Source organism: Maridesulfovibrio sp., from assembly GCF_963677005.1.
Classification (GTDB): domain Bacteria; phylum Desulfobacterota; class Desulfovibrionia; order Desulfovibrionales; family Desulfovibrionaceae; genus Maridesulfovibrio.
In genome coordinates this window covers 504,288-522,395 of the sequence record NZ_OY781616.1, presented here as the reverse complement: position 1 = coordinate 522,395, position 18,108 = coordinate 504,288, and the positions used below count along the sequence as shown (strand labels likewise).

The following is an 18,108-nucleotide window of genomic DNA, read 5'->3' as shown; positions in this document are numbered from 1 at the left end:
GTACGTTTATTCTAATCAGCCGATACAAACAGGTTTTACATTGACAAATTCACGGATGCCGTAGGTTCCGAGTTCACGTCCGTAACCGGAAATACCTGTTCCGCCGAAGGGCAGATGCACGTCACTGCGCACAAGGCTGTTGATAAACACGCATCCGGTCCTGACTCGGGCCGCGATTTTCTCGGCACCGTCTTCATCCTTTGACCAGATGGAACCGCCGAGCCCGAAGGGAGTGCCGTTGGCAATTTCCACGGCTTCGTCAACCGATGATACCCGAAAAAGCATGGCCACCGGGCCGAAGAGTTCCTCTTTGCAGACGTCCGCGGCAGGAGGAACATCGGCCACGATTGTCGGCGGATAGTAGAATCCCGGACCTTCGGGGATACTGCCGCCTCGAACCGCACAGCCACCGGCAGCAACACAGCGGTCGACCTGTTCCTGAAGCTCTTCGCGAAGTTTAGCGGATGACATGGGACCCATGTCCGTGTCCCGATCAAGCGGATCACCCACGACCAGCTTATCCATGGCTGCGGACATGCGGGAAAGGAATTCGTCGTAAACACCGTCCATGACGATGAAACGCTTGGCCGCTATACAGGTCTGGCCGGTATTACTGCATCTGGAGATAATCGCGGTTTTGACAGCTTCATCCATGTCCGCATCATCCAGAACAATGAAAGGATCACTGCCGCCGAGCTCCATGACGGACTTCTTGAGCCGTGCCCCCGCAGCCGAGGCCACCTTCTGCCCGGCAAATTCACTTCCGGTAAGGCTCACCGCGAAGACGGAATCGTGATCCAGCACTGCTTCAACCTGCCGCGCACCGATCAGAAGGGTCCGAAAAATATTCTCCGGAAAACCGGCGTCCCTGAAAATCTTTTCAATTTCCAAAGCGCACTGCGGAACATTGGAGGCGTGTTTCAGGACCACCGCGTTACCAGCCATCAGTGAGGGAGCGGCAATGCGAAACACCTGCCACAGCGGAAAGTTCCACGGCATGACCGTGAGCACGGTTCCCAGAGGCTGATAGGTTATGTACGCCTTGCGGCCCGCGCCTTCCACAGGAGTCGGAGCCAGCATTTCAGCACCGTTGTCGGCATAGTAGTCACAAACCGTGCCGCATTTTACGGCCTCGCCTTCACCCTGCCTGACCGGTTTGCCCATCTCAACGGCCATTATCTCAGCGAGCATGCCGCTGCGTTCACGCAAAAGCTCGGCCGCTTTTTTCAGCAACGCACCGCGCTCGGCAAAACTTCTCTCCTTCCACTCGGACCATGCATCAGCCACACTCTCCAGTATAGACTGGACCTGCCCCTCTGAATACGCTTCAAAGGAGGCCGCAATTTCCCCGGTTGCCGGGTTCAAACTCTGTATGCTCATAGAAAAACTCCTTTTATATGCCTCAACCATACACTGCTGATTTTTGAAAAAAGCTAATGAAACCCACATCTGGATATGATTATAGCTTTAGATCCACAAATCATTTGGATTAGAAAATCGCTTTTAATACTATAATTTTAAACAATTAAGGATTCCAAAGGGGATTATCCCCTTTGGCCGCCGGCGGCGAAATCAAATTATCAAAAGCGCGAAGCGCATCAAATGTTAAATTAATCAATGCTTCCTAAATTCCCAGATAAGCCGTCTTGATGTGCGGATTGTCTAGCAGATCGACCGCGCTTCCTTCCATGGCTACACGTCCGTGTTCGAGCACGTATCCTCTATCGGACAGCGAGAGGGAATGCTGGACATCCTGCTCAACGAGCAGAACTGTTGTGCCCTGATCGGCAATTTTGCGCACATTGGCGAATATTTCCTTGATTAGAATAGGCGCAAGTCCGAGGGAAGGTTCGTCAAGCATCATCAGCTTGGGTCGGGCCATGATGCCGCGTCCGATGGCGACCATCTGCTGCTCCCCGCCGGAAAGAGTCATGGCCAGCTGGTCCTTGCGCTCTTCCAGCCGCGGGAACATCTTGTAGACGACCTGCAGGGATTCTTCGATATGGTCCTTGGCACGTTTGCAGTACGCCCCCACAATCAGGTTGTCGTATACGGACATCAGGGAAAAGAGCTTTCGCCCTTCCGGAACATGAATCAGACCGGAATCGACTATTGTTTCCGGGGTATCCCCCTGAATGGATGCGCCGGAAAAACTTATCGCGCCCTCGGAGGGCTTCAAAAGTCCGGAGATTGTCCGCAACAGGGTGGACTTGCCTGCGCCGTTACCGCCGATGATCGACACGACCTCACCTTCGTTAACGTGCAGGGAGAGGTCGAAGATGACCTGCACATCACCGTAACTTACGTTGATTTTGTCTATGTTAAGAAGCGACATAGTCACCTCCGAGATACGCTTTGATCACATTTTCATCCTGAGCTACTTCTTCGGGTTTTCCTTCCGAAATCTTGGTTCCGAAATGGATGACTGCCAGTTCATCAGAAAGAGCCATGATGGCGCGCATGATGTGCTCGATGACGAAAATGGTCACCCCGCTCTCGCGTATGCCTTTGAACACATCAATAATTTCATCCACCTCGGTAGGACGCAGACCGGCCATAACCTCATCCAGAAGCAGGAGCTTGGGTTTTGTGGCCATGGCCTTGGCAATTTCAAGACGCTTGCGGTCGGCAATGGTCAATGAGCCGGGCAGGTCGTCCTTGCGGTGGTCGAGATGCATATCCTTGAGTACATCAAGGGCGATGGATTCGGCTTCTGCATGACTGGAAGTTGTGGCGAATGCGGCCACTGTGGTGTTGTATAAAACGCTCTTTGAGGCGAACGGTTTCACTATCTGGAACGTGCGGGCCAGCCCCTTGCGGCAGAGATCCCATGGTCTGGCCCCGGTTATATCCTCGCCGTCAAAGTAGATTTTGCCCATGGTGGGCTTGTAAACACCTGCCGCACAGTTGAACACAGTGGACTTGCCTGCTCCGTTCGGACCGATCAGTCCCAGTATCTGCCCTTTGCCTATTTCAAGATCAAGCTGGTTGACCGCGGTCAGCCCGCCGAACTGCATGGTAACGTCTTCGAATCTAAGCATACTCATCGCTGGTCTCCGTATTTTTGTTGCCGTCAGATGCGAATCTGCTGACCAGTGCGTTGAACTTGGCCGTAAGAGGCGCGGTAAGCCCGCTGGGCTGAAGCAGCATAACCACCACGAGAATGGCTCCGAAAAGAATCAGGTGCATACCCGGCAGGGAGTCACTCAGGTAAATGCGGCTGAATTCACTGACCGGACGCAGCAGCAATGCACCCACAACCGGACCGGCGATGGAGCCGCGCCCGCCGATAAGGGCGATAAAGGCCAGTTCAAAGGAAAGGTCCAGAGTAAGCACGGATTTCGGATAAATGAACAGGGTCAGCTGGGCCAGAAAGGTTCCGGCCAGCGAGGTAAGAAAAGCACTCAGGACCATGGCCCGGACCTTGTACTTGGAAACATTGATGCCAAGGGCCTCGGCAGCTTCCGGCTCTTCACCGCCCGCGATGAGGTAGTATCCCATCTTGGAGCGGGACACGTACCAGGTAAGGGCCAGCACGGCGATAAGCATGGTCAGGATGATGTAATAATACGGTTCCTTGGAGGCGAACTGAAAGGCGGTAAAACTGCCCTCTCCGCCGGGGAGGGGCGGAATGTTCAGACCTCGGGGCCCGTTGAGCTTGAAGGGGCCGATATAGGTCAGGTTTTCAACCACTACCCTGACTCCTTCCACAAAGGCCATGGTGGAAAGTGCAAAATAGGCCCCGCGCATTTTCAGCGTGGGTTTGCCGATGAGGAAGCCGACAATGCCGGAGACGACTCCACCTACAAGCATACCTATCCATGGAGAAATGGAATACTGCAACCAGAGAACAGTGGAAGTATATGCGCCGATGCCGACGAAAACGGAATGTCCCAGCGGCAGTACGCCCGCGAATCCGCCCACAAAGTTCCAGGTTGTGGTCATGTAGGCAAAAAGCAGCAGCATGATCGAAATATGCAGGTAAGTCGGGCTGTGAACAAAGAGAGGCATGGCAAAGGCAAAAAGCACCACACCGGCCAGACAGTATTTTTTGATGGTTTTCTCAGTCATATTATTCCTACCAATCGTATTTCTGACCGAACAGGCCGGACGGTTTAACAAAGAGCACCAGCAGAAAGAGCATGTAGACAATCGCTTCGGTCCAGGTGGAGGTCATGAACATGGGGCCGATGGATTCAATGAGTCCGATGATGATGCCGCCGATGATGGCGCCGGGAATGGACCCCAGCCCGCCGAGAACCACAATGACAAAGGATTTGACATCGAACGGCACGCCTACAGTGGGATAAACATTGTAGAACGGGGTGAGCACGACTCCGGAAATCCCGGCAATGGCGGTGCCTATACCGAAAGCCACATTGAAAATCTTCCACTGGTTGATGCCCATGAGCGAGGCCGCGTCACGATCAAGGCTGGTTGCCCTGATGGCACGTCCTGTACGGGTCTTCTGCAGAAAAATGTAGAGAGCAACGGCGGTTCCGATTGAAATAAGGAATCCGCACAGTTTGGGCACGGAGATGAATATCTCCCCGAATTCCAGCATCTGCCCTTTCAGGGGGTTGGGGGCCAGTGCTCTGTAGTCGGGACCGAAGAGGAGTAGGGTCAGGTTATCAAGCATGTACCAGACCCCGGTGGTCACGATGATGACTGTGGTAGGTTCGCGAACATCCTTCTCGGCCACAAAGATGGGCTTGATCAGGAAATTCTGCAGGTAATAGCCGAAAAAGAACATGACAGGAACAACTATGCACAGGGCCAGATAGGGGTGCAGCCCGGTCAGGGCTACGGCCCAGTAGGATACATACATGCCCACCATCAGGAATGATCCGTGAGCGAAGTTGATAACCTTGAGCACACCGAAGACAAGGGTCAGCCCCAGAGCGATCAGACCGTAGATGGAGCCCATGAGGATTCCGCTGATAATGTCCTGTAAGATAAATACAAAATCCATAAAAACCGCCAGTGGATTGATTATTTGATTGGAGGGACCGGTTTCTATTGCGGAGCGGACACTTGGCCCGCTCCGCGGTTGTTACTACTTTTTGGGAATGGGGAAGACGGGGGTATAGCCGGAACGGCGTGCGGACTTGGGCCAGATGGTGATGCGCTCAAGTCCCTTGCCTATGTCGTTGACCTGTACGATTACAGGAGAAGCGTGCTTGTTCTGCCCGGTCTCATCGAACTCGATGGCATCGTAGGAAACAATGGCGGCAGGACCTGTTTTCAGGTCGGTTGCGGCCAGAGCCTCGCGAAGCTTGGCAGGATCGGTGGAACCGGCCCTTTCAAGAGCGTCAGCCAGAACATATACGGATACGTAAGCATCAACGGCTTCACCGGTAAGGTTGTTGCCGTACTTGGCTTTGTATTTTTCGTTGGTTTCCTTGACTCCGGGCTTGTTGACGTCGGTTTCCCACTCAACGATATCGAAGATGTAACGGGCGTTGTCACCGGTTCCGCTCAGGAAGGTCGGGTCGGCATGGCCGCCGCCGGTTCCGAGGATAACTTTGGGACGTACACGGTAGTTGGCCATGGTGTTGGTCAGAAGAATTGCGTCGGCAGCGTTTGAAACGAGCAGGAGCACATCGGGTCTGGCACGGCGGATCTTGTTGATAACCGGAGTCAGATCGGTGGCGCTGGAGGGATACGGTTCGTCAAGAACGACCTTGTATCCGTCTTTTTCAATAAGTTTTTTCCACTGTGCAGCAAGGCCGGTGCCCCAGTCGCCGTTTTCATAGACCATGGCCACTGTCTTGAGTTCGGTATTGAATTCCTTGGACATATCCTTGAGGAATGCAAACTGGTCACGAGCCCACCAGGAATCCTTGGCAGCGATGCGGAACACATTCTTAAAGCCGCGTTCGGTGATGGTGTCCCTTACAGAAACCGGAACAATGAAAGGAATGCCGTAACGCTCGGCAACGGCGCTTGCAGGATAGGTAACGCCGGAGTTCCAGCAGCCTGTAAGCACGTTGACCTTTTCAGTGTTGATGAAGCGCTCGGCTTCGGTAACACCTACGTTGGGGTCGCTCTTGGAGTCGGCATAAAGCATTTCAAGCTTTGCCCCGCCCAGAGATTTGATACCCCCGGCAGCGTTGATTTCCTCAACGGCCATTTCCCTTGCCTGTTTACCCTGCTGGCCCACCGCTGCGGAAGGGCCCGAAAGCGGAAGAATGTTACCAACCTTGACGGTGTCCGCCGCAAGGGCGAAAGAACTGAAACCCAAGACCAGTGCACAGAACATAACTGCGCCGACTACTGAGTTGAAGAATTTCATATTTTTCTCCTCGTCTGGTTTATGGTTTATGTTGAGCAGAGAATTCTGCTTGTCGATACTCTGTATAAATGACCGGCAAATACCTAGTCAGAAAAGGCCTTCGGCGACCCTGCCGGGGGCCTTAAACCCTTTGAAAAGGGTTTAAGATTCCCAAACTTTTTTAATACGGCTTCGCCACTTTGCATGGCAAAATGTCATTAAGTTGATATAAACAATTACGTACTAACAATACGAAGCAATGGCCTCTTCAAGAATCGCCACACCTTTTTCAAGGGTCTCGTCATCTATGGTCAGCGGAACAAGCACTCTGAGCACGTTTCCGTAGTTACCGCAGGCGAGCAGCAGAAGGTTCTTCTTCAGAACATCACCGACAATCTTCTTGGTGATGTCCGCAGCCGGCTTTTTGCTTTCCTTGTCGGAAACGATCTCGATGGCAATCATCGCACCCAGTCCGCGTACTTCACCGATAATGGAATACTTTTCTTTCCAGAGCAGGAAGGTTTCCTTGAGCTTTTCGCCCAGAGCGGCTCCCTGTTCCAGAATTCCGTCTTCGAGTGATTCCAGAGCGGCAAGGGCTGCGGCGCAGGAAACAGGGTTCCCGCCGTAGGTTCCGCCCAGTCCTCCGGGATGGACGGCGTCCATGATCTCTTTCCGACCCACAACAGCGGAGATAGGCATTCCGCCGCCGATACTTTTGGCCATGGTCATGAGATCGGGCTCAACGCCCCAGTGCTCGATAGCGCACATCTTTCCGGTACGCCCGCCTCCGGACTGAATTTCATCGGCGACAAAATAGATACCGTTCTCGGCGCAGATTTCCTTCATCCTGGGGAAGTACTCCGGCGGAGGAGTGAGGAATCCGCCTTCCCCGGCTATGGGTTCCGCAACAAGCGCGGCGATATTTTCCGGGGCGGCATTGCCGATGAACCAGTTCTTGAACTGCTCGGCGCAAAAAATGTCGCAGGAAGGATATTCCTTGCCGTAAGGACAGCGATAGCAATAAGGATAAGGAATTCTGTAAATTTCGGGAGCATAAGGACCGAACCGGAACTTGTAGGGCTTGACCTTGCTGGTCATGCTCATGGTCAGCAGGGTACGTCCGTGGAACCCGCCCTCATAAACAACGATCCCGCTTTTTCCGCTGGCCAGACGCGCGATCTTGACTGCGTTTTCAACGGCTTCCGCCCCGCTGTTAAGCAAGACAGCCTTTTTCTCGAAATCACCGGGCGCGATCTCAATCAACTTTTCGGCCAGCGCGATGTAAGGTTCGTACATGGCAATATGAAAACAGGAATGCACAAGCTTTTCAGCCTGTTCCTTGATAGCCGCGACAACCTTTTCATTACAGTGCCCGACGTTGTTAACGCCGATTCCGCCGACAAAGTCTATGTATTCCTGACCGTCAACGTCAGTAATAGTAGAGTTTGAGGCGCATTCTGCAAATACCGGTCCCAGGTTACCTACCCCCAGAGCCACTGCCTTGTTTCTTCTTTCAAGCAGTTTGTCTGATTTACTCATGTGTATTCCGTCCTTTTTTGTGTTTGCAACAATAAAGCACTTTCCATGCCACATGAAATAACCACGTAAAAACAATTAGTTAGTGATAATATATTCTCGAATTTATTGGTTTTTGATTCATTTATGAATCACAAAGACTTTTAAAGGCTGTTTTTACCTGTTTTCCGATTCACAAATGAATCAAGATTGATTACCAAAACAGATTTTCACTAAAAAAGCAAAAAACAATCATTGCGCAACGCAGAGAGAATCAGGATCTTAACAAATTAGGCAATTATGACATCTTGATTCATATTTGAATCAAGATCAGGAAGAACTACCCAAGCCATGTTTTTTGAGTTTGCGTACGACTGAAGGCTGACTTATTTTGAGATACTCAGCCATATCCCGTGTCGTGAGGCAGGCTTTACGGGCTTCCACAAGCATTTCCTTCTCAACTTTATCCAAAGCCTCGTTCAAGGACATACCCTTGGTAAACACGGCCTCGCTTTCCTCCACGCCCAGAAGACTCTGCTCAAGATAACTGTCCAGCAGTTCACCCTCGGCAACTGCAACCCCCTTCTTTATCAGGCTGTCCAGCTCCCTGATATTACCGGGAAAGGAGTAATTCTGCAGTATTCTCAAACTCTTGGGAGAAAGTGTTTTGAATGTATCGTAACGCTCATTGTATTTATTCAGAAAAGATGTGGCCAAAGCAAAAATATCTTCCGCCCTTTCGCGCAGCGGAGGAATGGTAAGCGTGAAGACATTGAGGCGATAATACAGGTCCTTGCGGAACTGGCGTTTTCGGACCAGATCCTCCAGATTCTTATTGGTAGCGGCGATTATCACGCAGTTGATCTTTTTGGGAGTTGAACCGCCCAGAGGGGTGAATTCCTTCTCGTCGATACACTTCAGAAGCTTGGCCTGGATGGAAGGAGACATCTCGCCGACTTCATCAAGAAAAAAAGTTCCGCCGTCAGCCAGAGCCAGCAGACCGGCCTTGCCGGTTTCCCGTGCTCCTGTAAAAGCCCCTTTCTCATAGCCGAACAGTTCTGCCTCGAAAAGCTGCTCCGGCACGGCAGCGCAGTTGATAGCCAGAAACGGTCCGGAAGACCGGGGACTGCGCTGGTGAAGCAGCTTTGCCAGCATTGATTTACCGGTACCGGACTCGCCCAGAAGAAGTATGCCTGAAACCTCCAGCTGAGCCAGTTTCAAAGCGCTGACCAGCAGCCGGTTGATGGATTTGCTCTCGGCAATAAAGGCCCCCTGTTCCAACTCCAGCATGTTCAGGTTCGTTATTTCCTTTCGGGCCTTCTCGGTAATTTCCCGTGCAGTCTTCAGGTGCTCACGCAGATCAAGCAGTTCGGTAACGTCTCTTTCATTGACCACGACCATGGAAAGACTGCCGCTGGCATCGAAAACCGGAGTTCCGGTACAAAGCAGCTGTCGTCCAGTCTTGGCAATATTCTGGATCATGCTGACCTGATGCTTTTTCTCCAAAACTTCCAGAGAAACGGAAACGTCAACCATGCCGGTAACGACCACCTCACTGATACTCTTTCCGACAATCCGGGAGGCCTTTACCCCGTTCAACTGCTCGGAAGCCCTGTTTATCTGCGTAACAACGCCATCGCCGCTTGTAACCCAGATACCGTCGCTGGAAGAGTCGAAAATAGCCTGCAGCGTAATGGCCATTTCCTGAAAGGAACTCAGCTCGACCGCCAGCTCCTCATATCTGGAAGGCTTCTGCAGACTGACCACCGCACCCTCAAGCTCGCCCTTGACCATCAGCGGAGTTATCTCGAAAAAGAGTTCCCGCCCCTTCTTGACGATCCTGCCCTCTCCCCTGCGGAATTCAGCGGAGACAAGCCCTTTACGTATAAACGGTGTCGCGATAGGCAGTATCTCCTTTACCTCAATACCTATACTTGTTGCACGGTCCCGGCGTTTCAGGAATTCAAGCGCAACATTGTTCATGCTTATTACAGTACAGTCCTTATCGACCACTACAATAGCATAGCTGACACAATTAAGAATCTGCTGGAGCAACTCAAGCTGCATAGGGCTACTCTCGGAAGTTTTATTCGGTTGAAATATCATTCAGTCTGTGCCATCTGCTTCACATTTGCAATCTTTTTAAATTTTAGACAATTATGTCGTAATTTTCACCATCCACAGAATAATGGACTGCTTAAATAACAAATTTTACACTTACCACAAAAAGCGATACGGTTCTGACTGGTTATCACCGCCACCCGGCGTTTCCTATACCGGCTCATGCAAATGGAACCATTTGAGTTTGCGGCAGCAACTGCCGACTCATTCCTGATAAAAACGTGTGCCGTTTTCTCATGACAATAGAAATTTCGCCGCATTCCGCTCTGTTCAGAGATAGGTAATCGGCCTATAATCAGCCAAAGCACCAGGAGATTATATGGAATCACCATCCTCGATAATAAATGAGAACATGAGTATTCATGAAATACTGACCGCCCACCCCCACCTTATTTCTCTGTTCAGGGAGTATGGGCTGGGAAAATTCGAACAACAGGAGATACTGGAAAAACTCGGACCGCTCCTGAAACTGAAAACACCCCTGACCATGCTGGGAATCAACCGGGAAATGTTCATTGATGCTCTTAATGAGAGCATAGAAAAAGAAGGCAGAAGCAGCGATTTCACACTGGCAGAAAACCCGGAACGTCAGAAAGACCTGACACTGTTGGCCCTGCTGCCCTGCGGCCTGAAAATGCCTTTTTCACGGGCATTCGATGCCTTCAGTCTGGAGTATAATGAGAAACACGGCAATTCCCTTAAATATCTGCTGGAAGGGAACGTTAACCACGAACTTTCATACTATCAGTATATCGACTCGGTAGAATCCTTCGATGAACTGCCGGATGTAATTATCAGTTCGGATATAAACAGCTTTTACCATGCTCCATTCCGGGAGCACTTTCTGGTAAAGGAAGGATTTGTCGATCTTCTTCCTGAAAAAATCAACGCGGACTTCGAGAATATCGATTTTGACGATACAGACCGCCAATTCACCATGCTTTCGGCAAACCTTCTCGTGCTGGTTTCAATAGACGAACAGCTTGCAGGAAAACCAACCATTGAATCGTGGAAGGACATCATGCGTCCGGAATTCAAAAATGACGTTGTCATGCGGGGACAGGCCGAATTTTTCTGCAACGGGGTTCTGCTGCCGTTTTACTCCATGTTCGGAAACGAGGGTGTTGCCGAGCTGGCCCGTTCGGTCAGAACCGGAGTCCACCCTTCCGAAATGGTGAAAATGATCGACAGCGGAAAGCCAGATGTCGCGTCACTGTATATAATGCCCTACTTCTTTGCGCAGAAGGTCAAGAACAAGGAACGCATTTCCATCCGCATCCCCAAGGAAGGCGCAATAGTCAGCCCGGTACAGATGCTGGTCAAAAAAACTGCGCAGGAAAAGGTCAGTGAAGTCACGGATTTTCTGTGCAGCACCGAATTCGGTCAGTTGTGCGCGGACGCATATTTCCCCTCGGTAAATCCTGAAGTGAAAAATGTCACTTCCCACATAAAAGATCTGTACTGGCTCGGATGGGAATTTCTGAAAAAAAATGATGTCGGCAGGTTGAAAAAGGATATTGAAAAGATCTTCATGAAGGTTTTCCGGGAAACCGGGGGATTCGTATGAGGTTTGTAACGGTTTCCGGTCCTCCTTCATCGGGCAAGACCAGCGTTATCGCAAGGACCATCGAAGAACTGCAACGGGACCAGCAGAAATGCGGGGTTGTAAAGTTCGACTGCCTTTCGGCGCAGGATCAGTTCGTCTACCACGCAAAAGGAATTCCCGTTAAAACAGGGCTGTCCGGAAACCTGTGTCCCGATCATTTTTATGTGAGCAACATAAAGGCCGCCTTCGAATGGGCGCAAAAGGGGCAGTTTGATTATCTTGTCACCGAAAGTGCAGGACTTTGCAACCGCTGTTCCCCGCACATAAAAAACGTCCTTGCGATTTGCGTCATCGACAACCTGAGCGGAGTCAATACACCCAAAAAAATCGGCCCGATGCTTAAGTCTGCGGATATTGTCGTGATCACCAAAGGAGACATCGTATCCCAGGCCGAACGTGATGTTTTCGCGTTCAGGGTCCGGCAGGTTAATCCCCGCGCAAAGATCATCCAATTCAACGGGGTAACGGGGCAAGGCAGTTTCTTTCTGAAAAAAGCCTTTGAAAAGACGGAACAGCTGCAATCCTTAAGCGGCGCAACCCTGCGTTTTACCATGCCCGGAGCGCTCTGCTCCTATTGCCTTGGCGAGCGGATTATCGGCGAAGACAAACAGATCGGAATTTCAAAACTCATGGATTTTAACGGATAATGAAAAATAAGTTGTCAGAACTGAAAATCAGGGAACTTCTGGATCGTTTTCCCTGGGTCGAAGATTTCTTTTCCGCCCACTCCATTGACCATTCAGCATGGCTGGAAAACTCCTTTGCCGAGCTTTGCAGTTCGCTGAGCGATGAATTTTACGCTGATACAGGATCTTCCCCGGCCGGTTTTTCGGAAGACTTTTTCCTGTTCATACAGGAAATGAGCGCACTTGGGGATAACGGGGCCAACCGGATAAGATCCATTACAATTCTTCCGGGTTACGATAAAGCAGGTGAACCGGAAACCGGTGAAGTTATACTCAGGCAGGGAATGGTCACAGCCATTGTCGGCCCTACCGGTTCCGGCAAAAGCAGACTTCTGGAGGACATAGAATGTCTGGCCCAGGCGGATACTCCGACCAAACGGAAAATCCTCGTGGACGAGAGGGTGCCGTCTTACGAGACACGCTTTTCCAACGATGGAAGGCTGATAGCTCAGCTATCCCAAAACATGAATTTCGTTATGGATCTCTCTGTTCAGGATTTTCTCATGATGCACGCAGAAAGCAGAATGGTGGAGAACATAGGGCTTCTTGTTGAAAATATTTTCAAAAAAGCCAACGAGCTTGCAGGAGAACCTTTTTCAAAGACAACTCCCATCACCCAGCTTTCTGGCGGACAGAGCAGAGCCCTGATGATTGCCGACACAGCCCTGCTGAGTCAGGCCCCGATCATCCTCATTGACGAGATAGAAAATGCAGGCGTGGACAAGAAAAAAGCCCTTGAACTGCTCGTGGATAACAACAAGATAGTGCTGATAGCTACGCACGATCCTTTTCTGGCCCTCAGCGCGGATCAAAGAATCATTATCCGCAACGGGGGAATTGAAAAAACTATTTCAACCACAAGCGAAGAAAAATCCAGACTGGTTGAACTCAAAAAGCTTGATGACACCCTGATGCAGCTCCGCACCCGCCTGCGCAGGGGCGAACTTATTTGCGGGTGGGATTAGCGAAGTATCACTCCCTGCAGGCAGATCAGTCCCCGGACATACGGACAAGGACCTTTTTGGCTCCCCTGCGCATAGAGTGTTCAAAAGCGGCTTCGAATTCTGCAAAAAGATACTCGGCCTCAATCAACCCGCACACGTCAATCAGTCCCTGCTCAAGTACGGACAAGGCAAGTCCGATATCTCCGCACCTTGAGCCGACAATGGAAATTTCGTCCACCACGACCTTTGCAAGGTTAATTGAACTGGGCAGGTGCGAGGTTGTTTTTGCCACTATCGTTCCTTCCGGTCTCACGAATTCCAGAGCGTAGTTTATTCCGTTCTCGCTGCCGGTTGCTTCGACAACCAGATCGAATTTATCCATTTCACCGGCCAGTCCGGGAAGCTCGTCAGGACTTCCGATGCAATGTGTGGCAACGCCCTGCTCTGCGGCTATGGCAAGCTTATCCTCATGTTTGCCGATCAGCAGAACATTGGGGTTATAAATTTTGAGTCCCAAAGCAGTCAGCAGACCGAGCTTGCCGTCTCCAAGCACCATTATCCGCATATTGCCGGTAATGTGAATCTGCTGCGAAACCTCAAGCCCGGCAGCAAGCGGCTCAGCGAAGACTGCCACGGTATCGGCTACTCCATCAGCAACCTCACAGAGATTCTCTGCGGGAACCTTCAGGTACTGTGCAAACGCTCCGTCATGATTGACTATGCCGATGACGGTACGACCGGGAACATGCCTTCTGTCACCTGAATATGCACCCACGGGACAATTGATGTCAGCGACAACCCTTTTACCTACCAGATCGGGCCTGCAACTGCATTCAACCACCTCAGCCACAAACTCATGCCCGGGTACTCCGGCAAAGCCGTAATAACCTCTGTGCAACTCGATATCCGTATTGCATATTCCGGCTACCAGAACCTTCAGCAGAGCCTCATCGCCGGATGGAACCGGAACGTCCCGTTCCACTATGCTTATACGACCACTTTCGAAAAATACCGATTTCATAAAAACTCCATGATCACTACCCCAAAAAAATACCTAGAAAAAAGCAAGACAAGCTCTCTCCGCAACGGGGCTGTTTCCTTTACTCCGCCAAAAGGCATTTAAGAGGCTGAATTTGATTCGCTTCGCGCTTTGATAAAAGGATTTCGCTGCTGGCTGCCAAAGGCCCACTAGCCCTTAGACGAGAAGCTCGCTTCGAGTCTTAGGGATATGGAGAGCAGAGATGGATAATCCCCTTTGGAATCCCTAACAGTTTAAAGTGGCTACATTGAAAGTCGTCATTTAAATTAAAGTGTTGCAGAGTTAAGAGACTAACCATATTTTGCAATGCAGGAAACTTCCGGACGGAAAAGACAAAAGCCCCCGCTTCCGGACGGAAACGGGGGCTTCGACATCAGATAAATCTAGTAGGCCAGACGGAACTGCGCACGCCTGTTCTTGGCCCAGGCAGTTTCATTATGGGCGGGGTCGACCGGGTCTTCCTCACCGTAACTGACTATGCTCAAACGCTCCGGAGCGACCCCGAGAAGAATGAGGAACTCGTATGCTGCACGAGCGCGGCGTTCTCCCAGAGCAAGGTTGTATTCTTCGGTACCGCGTTCATCGCAGTAACCTTCGATGACCATGGTCACCTTGTCGTACTTCTTGAGTATTTCGGCTTTGGACTGCAACAGGGGGCGGTATTCAGGCTTGATTTCAAATGAATCGAAATCAAAATGAATCATATTGCCGAGCTCGACAACCGCATCGTCAAACTGCTTCTTGGCCGCAGCAGCCTCGGCAGCCTGAGCACTCTCTGCAAGGGCCTGCTCCTGGAGAGCCTTTTCCCTTTCGAGCCTTGCCTGCTCTTCCAATCTCTGGCGTTCCTTTTCCTGTTGCTCATTCATTCTTTCCTCAACCGCAGGGCTCGCGGTAGAAGATTCAACACGCTTTTTGGAACATCCGGAAAAAAATCCGGCCAGCAGCACAATCACCAAGCACAAAATTATAGATCTAGCTTTCATTTGCCCTCCTGAGACAGGAACTTTGCAGGACAGGAGTTTGTCCACACCAGAAGATAAAACTACTCTTACTTATAACATCCAATGGTTCGACACTAAAGCGTTTTGTAAAAAAATCAAGTCGTGACTGCAACGAAGCTGTTAAATCACTAACACTATCTACGATTTTCCTGCTTTCCCCCAGGCCGGAGCCTGTGCAATGCCGCCTCCGGTCGGCACGAGCATTGCCGGATCCCCGTGGCGAGTGGTCAGATAAATCTGATACTTGCCGCTTCTGCTCGATGAAAAGGCTATAAAATAGCCGTCCGGGCCGAACGCCGGGTCTTCATCATTTCCGGGTCCGAACGTCAGCTGCCGTTCCTGCCCGCTGGTAAGATCGTGCACGAAAATCCTATGGCCCAAAGGTGTCTGCCGTGCATAGGCCACATAGCGCCCGTCCGGGCTGATTGTAGGATTAGTGTTGTACTTGCCGTCCTTGGTCACCCTTGTGACAACCCCTGTTTTCATATCCAGCAGAAAGATATGCGGGTTGCCGAATCTGGCCGAGGTAAAAACCATTTTCTGGCCGCTTGCGTCAAAATCAGGCGAAACCTCAATCGCCCAGCTCTGAGCCAGCGGTTTCTTGGGCTTGTAGTTGCCGTTGATCAGAAAAATATCAGAATTGCCGTTCATGGTCAGCGTTGCGGCCATATTGCCGTCCGGCAGAAAAGCCGGTCCGATTACAGTGTTTCCGGGAAAACTCTTCTGATCGATCTTTCCCGTATCGCTGTCCCAGACGCAGAGCAGGTGCTGGCGTGAGCCCAGCCGGGTAAAAACAAGCCTTCTGCCATCAGGAGACCAGTTGGGACTCAGGTTGACACCGCCGAGCGAACTTATCTGACGCAGGTTGCGTCCCTGAGGACTGACAGTATAAATTTCCTTGTCCTTGCCGGTCTTCCGCACAAAGGCAATCTTGGACTCGAAAAAACCGTCCCTGCCGGTCAGAACTTTCATGAGATGCGAACAGAACCGGTCCGCAATGCGCGGCAGCATCTCCTCGGTAACCATGGAATACTTCTTACCGATGATAGTTCGCCCGTTGTAAGTTCCTATACAGCGCAGCAGCAGATTTTTCTCTCCGTTAGGACGTATTTCCCAACCGGTAGTAATCGCCAGGTCAACCTTTGAAAGACGCAGCGGTTTCACGTCTATATCGCCGGGGCGGACTCCGACAGAGGGGTCCCCGCCGAGAATATCGGTGACCGGTACTACGTGCAGAAAAGGAAGAAAGGCAATATCGCTTTCAAGATCCTTGCTGAAGGTACCGGCCTCTCCGGGTAACGGAAGATCTTTTTCCTTCGAACCGGAGTACTTGCCTTCAGGAACGGTTTTCGGGGGCAGCACAATGACATTAACCTTGCGCTGTCCGGGACCGTAGATGTCTACAGTAAGCGTGTCTGCGGCAAAGCCCTTACCGGGCACGCCGAAAACACATACAAAGAATATCAACAGGACGGACAATGTAGCCCATCTGGAAAATCCGGGATAATTTTTCATTTTCAAAATACGGACCTACTGATTCAAGTCATGCAGGTTGAAGTTTACAACGATGGTCCTGATGGACGTTCCCGGAGGTTCCGGGAGCACCTCGGTATCGCGGAGAGCCGTGAGCACCGAGTCATCAAAATCAGCATTGCCGGATGAATTCAGGAGCTTGATGTCACTGATTTCTCCGTTGGACCGCAACTGGATCTGTACCTGGGCGACAAGATTGTCTTTCTGCCCGAACACAGGGTATCTCCAGTTCTTGCGCACGGCTTCCTTGACTATGGACCCGTATACCTGAACGAGTCCCGAAGCTCCGGCAGAGCCGTCAGGAGAACCGGATACAGCCGTCGATCTGGCGGTTTCTGCAAGAGAAGCAATATCGTTTGCCACCGCCCTTCGTTCAGCCTTTTGCTCATTCTCAACGATTTTTGCCAGTGCTGCAAGGTCTGCGGCAAGGGCATCCTCGGCTGAGACTTCAGGTTTCTTCGGCTCCTTCTTCTTCGGCGGAGCAGGTTTGGCCGGCTTAGGCTTCGCATCCGCCTTTTCGGTCGGTTTTTTTTCTGCGACCTTCTTTTTAGGGGGAGTCGTGGTCTTAACTTTATTAGGTGAAATTTTCTTTGCTTCAGGCTTCGGTTTGGCTTTAGGCGGCGGAACAGGTTTCGGTTCAGGGGCCTTTACCTGCTCCGGCTTCGCTGCCGGAACGGCTTTAGGCGCGGCTTCAGGAATGGCAACCGACTGCGGTTTGGCAAGATTCTGCCTTGCAGGCGGGGGAGTTTTTTTAACAGCAGGAGCGGCAGGCAGAGGGGCAAGACTGACCAGATCAACATTGTACACAGGCATATCCAGAGAAATTTTCAGCGGCGGAGAAACGGTCCACGACACCGCCAGAAATACAAGCCCTGCATGCAGCAAAAAAGAGATGAAAAAACCAATACTTTTCATCAATAAAATAAGCCCCGTAAAATTCCTTTTACTTTATCCATACACAAAATGCGGAATTATTTCTTTCCCGTCTCCGTAGGTTCGGCAACAACTCCGAGACGATCTATTCCGGCAGCCTTGATTTCTCCCATGACCTTCACGACCTCACCGTAAGCAACATTCTTGTCTGCCCGCAGAAAAAGCATTTTATTCTGTTTTTTAACCAGCCGCTCAAGGTGGCCCTGCAACTCATCAAAGGACACCTTGTATTCATCAAGATAGATTTCACCCTTGTCGTTGATGGAAAGAACCAGATGTTCATTATCCTGAGGCAGGGAGCGGACAGTCCGGGTCTGGGGCAGGTCAACCTCCACCCCCTGAGTCATGAGCGGGGCGGTAACCATGAAGATGATCAGCAGAACCAGCATAACGTCCACAAAGGGCGTCACGTTGATCTCTGCGAGCATCCCGCGATTATTTGTGGAAATGCCCATT

16 protein-coding genes are annotated in these 18,108 nt (G+C 51.1%); 3 read left to right on the top strand and 13 right to left on the bottom strand.

Annotation, left to right across the window (positions count from 1 at the left end; genetic code table 11):
* Positions 1 to 15 precede the first annotated feature (15 nt).
* The 8 genes from ACKU4E_RS02395 to ACKU4E_RS02360 form a co-directional block, all read right to left on the bottom strand.
* Entirely contained in the window at positions 16 to 1,380 is a 1,365-nt protein-coding gene (locus tag ACKU4E_RS02395) for an NAD-dependent succinate-semialdehyde dehydrogenase (RefSeq protein WP_320169490.1), read from the bottom strand.
* A gap of 244 nt (positions 1,381 to 1,624) precedes the next feature.
* Complete coding sequence (locus tag ACKU4E_RS02390; RefSeq protein WP_320169489.1) at positions 1,625 to 2,335, bottom strand: ABC transporter ATP-binding protein; 711 nt, start codon at positions 2,333 to 2,335, stop codon at positions 1,625 to 1,627.
* A complete protein-coding gene (locus ACKU4E_RS02385) occupies positions 2,322 to 3,047 on the bottom strand; it encodes an ABC transporter ATP-binding protein (protein ID WP_320169488.1) in 726 nt (241 codons plus the stop codon). Before ACKU4E_RS02385 ends, ACKU4E_RS02390 begins: the two co-directional genes overlap by 14 nt.
* The gene (locus ACKU4E_RS02380) at positions 3,034 to 4,071 is read right to left on the bottom strand and encodes a branched-chain amino acid ABC transporter permease (RefSeq protein ID WP_320169487.1); all 1,038 of its coding nucleotides are present in this window, start codon (positions 4,069 to 4,071) and stop codon (positions 3,034 to 3,036) included. Before ACKU4E_RS02380 ends, ACKU4E_RS02385 begins: the two co-directional genes overlap by 14 nt.
* Before the next feature lie 7 nt (positions 4,072 to 4,078).
* Positions 4,079 to 4,972 carry a branched-chain amino acid ABC transporter permease gene (locus ACKU4E_RS02375; protein WP_320169486.1) on the bottom strand — a complete coding sequence of 298 codons (894 nt, stop codon included), beginning with the start codon at positions 4,970 to 4,972 and terminating at the stop codon, positions 4,079 to 4,081.
* Positions 4,973 to 5,056: 84 nt separating this feature from the next.
* Entirely contained in the window at positions 5,057 to 6,262 is a 1,206-nt protein-coding gene (locus ACKU4E_RS02370) for an ABC transporter substrate-binding protein (RefSeq protein ID WP_320172608.1), read from the bottom strand.
* 255 nt (positions 6,263 to 6,517) lie between these two features.
* Positions 6,518 to 7,813 carry a 4-aminobutyrate--2-oxoglutarate transaminase gene (gene gabT, locus ACKU4E_RS02365; RefSeq protein WP_320169485.1) on the bottom strand — a complete coding sequence of 432 codons (1,296 nt, stop codon included), beginning with the start codon at positions 7,811 to 7,813 and terminating at the stop codon, positions 6,518 to 6,520.
* A 306-nt stretch (positions 7,814 to 8,119) separates the two neighbouring features.
* A complete protein-coding gene (locus tag ACKU4E_RS02360) occupies positions 8,120 to 9,856 on the bottom strand; it encodes a sigma 54-interacting transcriptional regulator (RefSeq protein ID WP_320169484.1) in 1,737 nt (578 codons plus the stop codon).
* 373 nt (positions 9,857 to 10,229) lie between these two features.
* Between ACKU4E_RS02360 and ACKU4E_RS02355 the strand changes: the two genes are divergently transcribed.
* Genes ACKU4E_RS02355 through ACKU4E_RS02345 form a run of 3 tightly spaced genes read left to right on the top strand, consistent with a single transcriptional unit; the run spans position 10,230 to position 13,167 of the window.
* Positions 10,230 to 11,477 carry an ABC transporter substrate-binding protein gene (locus ACKU4E_RS02355; protein ID WP_320169483.1) on the top strand — a complete coding sequence of 416 codons (1,248 nt, stop codon included), beginning with the start codon at positions 10,230 to 10,232 and terminating at the stop codon, positions 11,475 to 11,477.
* A complete protein-coding gene (locus ACKU4E_RS02350) occupies positions 11,474 to 12,163 on the top strand; it encodes a GTP-binding protein (protein WP_320169482.1) in 690 nt (229 codons plus the stop codon). Before ACKU4E_RS02355 ends, ACKU4E_RS02350 begins: the two co-directional genes overlap by 4 nt.
* On the top strand, positions 12,163 to 13,167 hold the full coding sequence (locus ACKU4E_RS02345) for an ATP-binding cassette domain-containing protein (protein WP_320169481.1): 1,005 nt from the start codon (positions 12,163 to 12,165) through the stop codon (positions 13,165 to 13,167). The genes ACKU4E_RS02350 and ACKU4E_RS02345 overlap by 1 nt, the downstream gene beginning before the upstream one ends.
* A gap of 25 nt (positions 13,168 to 13,192) precedes the next feature.
* Here the strand turns inward: ACKU4E_RS02345 and ACKU4E_RS02340 are convergent, their stop codons facing one another.
* The 5 genes from ACKU4E_RS02340 to tolR all read right to left on the bottom strand — a co-directional run bounded on the left by ACKU4E_RS02340 (position 13,193) and on the right by tolR (position 18,107).
* The gene (locus tag ACKU4E_RS02340; protein ID WP_320169480.1) at positions 13,193 to 14,167 is read right to left on the bottom strand and encodes an alcohol dehydrogenase catalytic domain-containing protein; all 975 of its coding nucleotides are present in this window, start codon (positions 14,165 to 14,167) and stop codon (positions 13,193 to 13,195) included.
* A gap of 401 nt (positions 14,168 to 14,568) precedes the next feature.
* A complete protein-coding gene (pal, locus tag ACKU4E_RS02335; protein WP_320169479.1) occupies positions 14,569 to 15,168 on the bottom strand; it encodes a peptidoglycan-associated lipoprotein Pal in 600 nt (199 codons plus the stop codon).
* Between the two features lie 156 nt (positions 15,169 to 15,324).
* Positions 15,325 to 16,701 (bottom strand): protein tolB, encoded by a 1,377-nt coding sequence (locus ACKU4E_RS02330; protein ID WP_320169478.1) that lies wholly within the window; start codon positions 16,699 to 16,701, stop codon positions 15,325 to 15,327.
* Positions 16,702 to 16,716: 15 nt separating this feature from the next.
* Positions 16,717 to 17,634, bottom strand: coding sequence for a cell envelope integrity protein TolA (locus ACKU4E_RS02325; RefSeq protein ID WP_320169477.1), 918 nt, complete (start codon positions 17,632 to 17,634; stop codon positions 16,717 to 16,719).
* 56 nt (positions 17,635 to 17,690) lie between these two features.
* Positions 17,691 to 18,107: a protein TolR gene (gene tolR, locus ACKU4E_RS02320; protein WP_320169476.1), complete on the bottom strand. Its 417-nt coding sequence runs from the start codon at positions 18,105 to 18,107 to the stop codon at positions 17,691 to 17,693.
* Between the last annotated feature and the right edge of the window lies 1 nt (position 18,108).

What these genes read in the sequence shown, in the direction of transcription:
- ACKU4E_RS02390 (WP_320169489.1), bottom strand. Translation starts at nt 2,335, where the DNA reads ATGTCGCTTCTTAACATAGACAAAATCAACGTAAGTTACGGTGATGTG.
- ACKU4E_RS02375 (WP_320169486.1), bottom strand. Translation starts at nt 4,972, where the DNA reads ATGGATTTTGTATTTATCTTACAGGACATTATCAGCGGAATCCTCATG.
- ACKU4E_RS02330 (WP_320169478.1), bottom strand. Translation starts at nt 16,701, where the DNA reads ATGAAAAATTATCCCGGATTTTCCAGATGGGCTACATTGTCCGTCCTG.
- ACKU4E_RS02325 (WP_320169477.1), bottom strand. Translation starts at nt 17,634, where the DNA reads ATGAAAAGTATTGGTTTTTTCATCTCTTTTTTGCTGCATGCAGGGCTT.
- ACKU4E_RS02345 (WP_320169481.1), top strand. Translation starts at nt 12,163, where the DNA reads ATGAAAAATAAGTTGTCAGAACTGAAAATCAGGGAACTTCTGGATCGT.
- gabT (WP_320169485.1), bottom strand. Translation starts at nt 7,813, where the DNA reads ATGAGTAAATCAGACAAACTGCTTGAAAGAAGAAACAAGGCAGTGGCT.
- ACKU4E_RS02370 (WP_320172608.1), bottom strand. Translation starts at nt 6,262, where the DNA reads ATGTTCTGTGCACTGGTCTTGGGTTTCAGTTCTTTCGCCCTTGCGGCG.
- ACKU4E_RS02395 (WP_320169490.1), bottom strand. Translation starts at nt 1,380, where the DNA reads ATGAGCATACAGAGTTTGAACCCGGCAACCGGGGAAATTGCGGCCTCC.
- ACKU4E_RS02380 (WP_320169487.1), bottom strand. Translation starts at nt 4,071, where the DNA reads ATGACTGAGAAAACCATCAAAAAATACTGTCTGGCCGGTGTGGTGCTT.
- tolR (WP_320169476.1), bottom strand. Translation starts at nt 18,107, where the DNA reads ATGGGCATTTCCACAAATAATCGCGGGATGCTCGCAGAGATCAACGTG.
- ACKU4E_RS02360 (WP_320169484.1), bottom strand. Translation starts at nt 9,856, where the DNA reads ATGCAGCTTGAGTTGCTCCAGCAGATTCTTAATTGTGTCAGCTATGCT.
- ACKU4E_RS02355 (WP_320169483.1), top strand. Translation starts at nt 10,230, where the DNA reads ATGGAATCACCATCCTCGATAATAAATGAGAACATGAGTATTCATGAA.
- pal (WP_320169479.1), bottom strand. Translation starts at nt 15,168, where the DNA reads ATGAAAGCTAGATCTATAATTTTGTGCTTGGTGATTGTGCTGCTGGCC.
- ACKU4E_RS02385 (WP_320169488.1), bottom strand. Translation starts at nt 3,047, where the DNA reads ATGAGTATGCTTAGATTCGAAGACGTTACCATGCAGTTCGGCGGGCTG.
- ACKU4E_RS02350 (WP_320169482.1), top strand. Translation starts at nt 11,474, where the DNA reads ATGAGGTTTGTAACGGTTTCCGGTCCTCCTTCATCGGGCAAGACCAGC.
- ACKU4E_RS02340 (WP_320169480.1), bottom strand. Translation starts at nt 14,167, where the DNA reads ATGAAATCGGTATTTTTCGAAAGTGGTCGTATAAGCATAGTGGAACGG.